This window comes from Lactobacillus nasalidis (assembly GCF_016587775.1).
Taxonomy (GTDB): domain Bacteria; phylum Bacillota; class Bacilli; order Lactobacillales; family Lactobacillaceae; genus Lactobacillus; species Lactobacillus nasalidis.
Window position 1 is genome coordinate 1 of the sequence record NZ_BOCG01000456.1, and the last position, 5,928, is coordinate 5,928.

General features: G+C 50.0%; 6 protein-coding genes and 1 pseudogene. 1 reads left to right on the plus strand and 6 read right to left on the minus strand.

Going from position 1 to position 5,928, the window contains the following annotated elements; all coding sequences use genetic code 11:
* Positions 1-270 (minus strand): annotated as a pseudogene (locus lacNas_RS08705) (hypothetical protein); the annotation flags it as partial.
* Positions 271-469: 199 nt separating this feature from the next.
* Positions 470-1,942: a glycoside hydrolase family 1 protein gene (locus lacNas_RS08710; RefSeq protein ID WP_201331427.1), complete on the minus strand. Its 1,473-nt coding sequence runs from the start codon at positions 1,940-1,942 to the stop codon at positions 470-472.
* Positions 1,943-2,096: 154 nt separating this feature from the next.
* Between lacNas_RS08710 and lacNas_RS08715 the strand changes: the two genes are divergently transcribed.
* Entirely contained in the window at positions 2,097-2,939 is an 843-nt protein-coding gene (locus tag lacNas_RS08715; RefSeq protein WP_201331426.1) for a helix-turn-helix domain-containing protein, read from the plus strand.
* Positions 2,940-2,975: 36 nt separating this feature from the next.
* On the opposite strand, the gene lacNas_RS08720 is transcribed toward lacNas_RS08715, so the two are convergent.
* From lacNas_RS08720 to lacNas_RS08735, 4 genes are all read right to left on the minus strand, one after another.
* On the minus strand, positions 2,976-3,347 hold the full coding sequence (locus lacNas_RS08720) for a type II toxin-antitoxin system HicB family antitoxin (RefSeq protein ID WP_201331425.1): 372 nt from the start codon (positions 3,345-3,347) through the stop codon (positions 2,976-2,978).
* A complete protein-coding gene (locus lacNas_RS08725) occupies positions 3,331-3,585 on the minus strand; it encodes a type II toxin-antitoxin system HicA family toxin (protein WP_201331424.1) in 255 nt (84 codons plus the stop codon). Before lacNas_RS08725 ends, lacNas_RS08720 begins: the two co-directional genes overlap by 17 nt.
* A 327-nt stretch (positions 3,586-3,912) precedes the next feature.
* Positions 3,913-5,466, minus strand: a complete 1,554-nt coding sequence (gene guaA / locus lacNas_RS08730) for a glutamine-hydrolyzing GMP synthase (protein WP_201331423.1) — start codon at positions 5,464-5,466, stop codon at positions 3,913-3,915.
* Positions 5,466-5,928 (minus strand): IMP dehydrogenase (locus lacNas_RS08735; protein ID WP_201346778.1); only part of this gene is annotated, 463 nt, incomplete at its 5' end. The genes guaA and lacNas_RS08735, both read right to left, overlap by 1 nt.

Genomic DNA, 5,928 nt, shown 5'->3' on the forward strand with positions numbered 1-5,928 from the left:
CCCCCTGGTAGCGGGCATCGCAGGCAATGGCAACGTAGCCAAGTTCTGCCAGGCGCTGGGGGCAACCTGCTCCTTGCAGCCGCCGTTAGGGTGAGCCACCGTGATCCCGGCATACTTTTTATCATCGCTTTCGTCATAGTCCGCCGGCAGGTAGACGTTGGCAGCGACACGGATGCCTTCCAGTTCATAGGATACTGGTCTGACGTTGACCTTCCCCGGCTCATTTGCTTCAAGCGCGCCGCGGTAAACGAATCCAAACTGATTTGCCATAATTTCCTCCCAACTGGTTAAATTACTAAGAATTGCTGCTTGTCATCAAGTTCTTGTGCTTGAAAACTTTACTAGTATCTTAGCCTTCAGCCAGTGGTCCGTCTAATGCTTCCTGGCTATGCCGGTATGCAGGCCGTCAATATTGCAGAAAAAAGAGGCAGCATAAAAGCGGACAAGCACTGCTTGTCCGCTTTCGTTTTTATAATTCGTCGCCGTTTGAAGCGATAACCTTTTGATACCAGTAGTATGAGTCCTTTGGCAGGCGCTTAAGCGTGCCTTCGCCCTTGTCGTCGCGGTCAACGTAGATGAAGCCGTACCGCTTGGACATTTGGCCGGTTCCGGCTGAAACGCAGTCAATGCAGCCCCAGGTCGTGTAGGCACGGAGGTCAACCCCATGTTCAACCGCCTTGTCCATTGCCTTGATGTGCTTTCTTAAGTAGTCAATCCGGTAATCATCGTGAACAGTGCCGTCTTCCAGCTTGTCAACGGCGCCAAGACCGTTTTCGACAACCATCATTGGAATCCCGTAACGGTCGTACATCTTTTCCAAGTAAAGCTGCAAGCCGTCTGGATCAGTTGACCAGCCCCATTCAGAGTATTCAAGATATGGGTTTCTAGTGCCAGCAGAGAAGTTGCCCTTGGCTTTTTCGCCAACATCATGCGTGGTGACCATGTTTGACATGTAGTATGAGAAGGTGTACATGTCGACTTTGCCTTCCTTCATGACTTCAAGGTCACCGTCTTCAATCTTCAAATGAACATTGTGTTCATCCCATAAACGCTTGGCAAAGCTTGGGTATTCGCCCTTAGCCTGCGCGTCGGCACAGTAAAGCTGGCTTAATTCTTCTTCATAGCGGGCAGCCAAAACGTCCTTTGGGTCAGGCGTGCCTGGGTAGTAGACTGAACCGGCGATCATGTTCCCAATCATAAAGTCCGGGTTGATCTTGTGGCCTTCGACAACTGCCTTGGCAGAAGCAACAAATTGGTGGTGCAGCTTTTGGTAAGCTTTTTGGTAATCTTCATCAGATGCGTTGCCATCGCCCACCATCTTCAGGAACATCAAGGATGAGTTGATTTCGTTGAAGGTCAGCCAGTACTTAACCAGGTCCTTGTATTCCTTGAACAAGGTCGTTGCGTACTTGACGTAAAGATCGATCATCTTGCGGTCTTGCCAGTCGTTATACTTTTCACCCAAAGCCAGAGGGTCTTCATAGTGGGAAATCGTAACTAACGGTTCAATCCCGTTCTTCTTCAGTTCTTCAAAGACTCTGCGGTAGAAGTCAAGCCCTTCTTGGTTTGGCTTGTCTTCTTCGCCAGTTGGGAAAATACGCGTCCAGGCAATGGAAGTTCTAAAGACCTTAAAGCCCATGTCGGCAAACATCTTGATGTCTTCTTTGTAATGATGATAAAAATCGATCGCTACATGGTTTGGATAGTATTCATTGTCAAAGATCTTGCCCTTGGCGCCCTTTGGCAAGGAGCTGGCAAACATCCCGGCTACTTTGCCGTCCTTGCCATCCAGGGTATAAGTCAAGTAACGCGGGCTTTCCAAAGAGCCGGCCGTGGTGATGTCAGTCACTGACAAGCCCTTGCCGCCTTCGTTGTATCCACCTTCAACCTGGTTGGCCGCTACCGCGCCGCCCCACAAAAAGTCTTTTCTAAAATGAGCCATTATTTATTTCCTCCTAATTGCAAGTTCAAGTTTATCGCCATCTAACTCAGCTGTGGCATCTATTTGTTCCTACAACCAGTATGGTATCATATGAGAAAGCGATTACGCCCCATTTCTTAAAGCAGTTAGGGACGATTCATAAAGGAGGAAGACCATGCCAATTGCTTACGAAAATGTCGACAATCTTGCCCGCCTGCCTTTTAAATTCTTCAAAAGGTCAAGTTATGCTCCCAAATCCCCCACCCACTGGCATACCGGTATCGAAATTGATTATCTGGTCTCTGGTGAAGACCTTAAAGTCGTCATTGCCGGCCAGACGCACCATTACAATTCAGGCGACATCTGGGCCATTGACCGCTCCCAAATCCATGCCGTAACGGGGCACAAGGACCGGTCTTATTATGTAATGGGGCTGATCATTGACGACAGTTTTTTGGAAAAAGAATATCCTTCCAGCAAAAATTGGCGGATCAACATGGACCATATCAGCCGCGATACCAGCAGCTACCGGCAGTTAAGAAAAAATCTGATCACCATCGCTGAACTCGTCGACCATCCCATCAGCGACAGCATTCGCTTTTTAATTCTGAGCGAATTTTTTCAAATGATAGCCCTGATCGACAGCGAATATACTGAAAAAACGGACATCACAACACCGCCTAACCAATCATTGGCTGACACGGTAATCGCCTACATCGCCAGCAACTCTTCCACCAACATCACGGCCCAAAGCATTGCCGAACACTTTAGGATTTCACAGGTAACTTTGAATAAGGAATTGAGTCAAGTGACCAAGCTGCCTTTGGGCAAGTACTTGAAGCAAGTCCGCCTTATGCATGCCAGATATCTCTTGCTGAGCACAAACTATTCTGTCGCCTACATTGCCAATTACTGCGGCTTTTCTTCAGCCAAAGTTTTGGAACGCAATTTTAAAGCCTGGAAAAAGCTGACCCCCAGCCAATACCGCAAAGCCTTCAGCAAATATTTCAATGAATGAAAAAACTACCCGGCAATAACCAGGTAGTTTCCAACGTCAAGCTCTATTTCTTTCTTCCAGCGCGTCATTCTTAGACAGCAAATAGACACAATACTGGTTCATGCTGACACCTTCGCGTTTAGAGTGTTCAGCAAGTGAGCGGTGCAGGCTCTTTGGAATCCGCAGCTTAAATTGCCCGGAATAGTTATCCAATGATGCAGGCTCTGCTATCTCGATACCATCCTCCAGCGCGGCTTCCAGCCACGCTTTTTTAGCATCCTCCGCATTCTCCGCGGCAGCTTGCAGACTTTCACCACTAGTAATGCATCCAGGCAATTCTGGATAGCTAGCAACATAACCGCCTTCATCTGGATCAGGTACAAGTTCAAGTCTGTATGGAAGAGCCAGATAATCATCTATTGTCTTCATGCTTCGTTTCCTCCTCAACAACTTTGCGTACCATTTCAACGTATGTTTTCTTAATCGGTTCATGTTTAGGTATCGTAATGGGAGTTTTACCCGGTTTGCGAAACGTATAATGGCTACTGCCACTTCGTGGTGCTGTCATTACATAACCATAACTTTCTAGAACCTTTTTCAATTCAACAAAACGCATGCCTTTTGATAATGAACGGATGCGCTTTAACAATTTATCCCATTTCGACATTATGAACTCCTAGCATCATTATATACGGTGTCATATTTGGTGTCAAAAGATACAATCTTTAAACAAAAATATTGACCATCTGCAATCTAACATACTCTTGTGCAAATTACTCACTATAACCATTTTGCTTTTACCTTACCGATTATCCAAACCGATGTACACATTGAGATAGCCCTTTATAATTGAGGCAAATTGTTTCTAGACTATATTTTTGCTAGTAGTAATCGCCTTGCTTTTAAAGCTCCAACTTTCCGCGTATTTTTCCACAAGAAAAAACTACCCGGCAATAACCAGGTAGTTTCCACTGCGGAGAAAATTCCGCTTATTTTATTCGTATTCAATCGTTGCCGGCGGCTTGCTCTTCACGTCGTACAGTACGCGGTTGACCTGCTTGACTTCGTTGACGATCCGCACGGAGATCTTCTGCAGAACATCCCATGGAATCTGGGCAAAGTCGGCGGTCATCCCGTCGATTGACGTAACGGCCCGGATGCAGACGGCATAGTCGTAAGTCCGGCCGTCGCCCATGACCCCGACGCTCCGCATCCCTGGCAAAGCAACAAAGTATTGCCAGATGCTTTCCTGCAGGCCGGCGTTTTTGACTTCTTCGCGCAGGATCGCGTCAGCGTCCCGGACGATCCGCAGCTTCTCTTCAGTGATTTCGCCGATCACCCGGATGGCCAGACCAGGGCCCGGGAATGGCTGCCGCCATACCAAGTCGTGCGGCAGGCCCAGCTTTTCGCCCAGAACCCGGACTTCATCCTTGAACAGCTGCCGGAGCGGTTCAATCAGCTTAAACTGCATGTCTTCCGGCAAGCCCCCGACATTGTGGTGGCTCTTGATCGTGTGGGCCGTGTCGGTCCCTGATTCGATCACGTCAGTGTACAGAGTGCCCTGGGCCAGGAACTTGGCGTCCTTGATCTTCTTGGCTTCATCGTTGAAGACCTGCACGAATTCGTTGCCGATGATCTTCCGCTTCTTTTCAGGGTCGGTTACCCCGGCCAGCTTGGACATGAAGCGGCCCTTGGCGTCGACTCTGACGATGTTCACGCCCAGGCCTTCCTTCAAGGCAGCCATGACCTCTTCGCTTTCGTTCTTTCTGAGAAGGCCGTGGTCAACAAAAATCGCCGTCAGCTGGCTGCCGATTGCCTTGTGCAAAAGGGTGGCCGTAACGCTGGAGTCAACCCCGCCGGAGATCCCCAGGATCACGTTGGCGTCGCCGACTTCTTCTCTGATTGAGTCAACGGACAGCTTGATGAAGTCGTCCATGGTCCAGTTGTCCTTGGCCCCGCAGATGTCAAAGGCAAAGCGGCGCAGGATGTCCAGGCCGTATTCCGAGTTGCGGACTTCAGCGTGGAACTGGATGGCGTAGAACTTGCGGGCCGGGTCAGCCATTGAGGCGATCGGGCAGTTCTTGCTTGATGCCAAAAGCTTGAAGCCTTCTGGCAGCTTGGTTACCAGGTCCCCGTGACTCATCCAGACAACCTGCTTTTCTGGCAGGCCCTTGTACAGCGGGCTTTCAGTTTCCTTGACTTCGATGTGGGCTGAGCCGTATTCGGCTTCACCGGCCTTTTCGACCGTCCCGCCCAGCTTCTGGGTCATCAGCTGCATCCCGTAGCAGATGCCCAGGATCGGAATCCCCAGTTCAAAAATTTCCGGGTCAACGTCCAGGGCGTTTTCATCGTAAACGGAGTTCGGGCCGCCGGAGAAGATGATCCCCTTAGGAGCGATCTTCTTAACTTCTTCTGCCGTAATCGTGTGCGGCAGAAGTTCTGAGTAAATGCCAAAGTCCCGGATCCGGCGGGTAATCAGCTGGTTGTACTGACTACCGAAGTCGAGCACGATGATTTTGTCGAAATTGCTTAAGTCGATTTTTGCCATTAGAAGTCGATGCCTCCGTAATTAGGAGCAGCCTTGCTCATCATAACGTCGTGTGGGTGTGATTCGCGCAGGCCGGCGTTTGAGATGCGGACGAACTGCGCGGTTTCGATCAGCTTGCCGATGTTTTCAGCGCCGCAGTAGCCCATCCCGGACCGCAGGCCGCCAAGGATCTGGTAGACAACGTTGCTTACAGTACCCTTGTAGGAAACAACGGCTTCGATGCCTTCTGGAACCAGCTTGTTGGCTTCGTTGATCCCGCCTTGGAAGTAGCGGTCGCTTGAGCCGTGTTGCTGGGACATGGCCCCAACTGAGCCCATCCCGCGGTAAGACTTGACCAGACGGCCGTCAGCGCCTTGCTGCACGTCGCCAGGAGCTTCTTCAGTACCTGAGAGCATGGAGCCCAGCATTACGGCGTTGCCGCCGGCAGCCAAAGCCTTGACCACGTCGCCGGAGTACTTGATC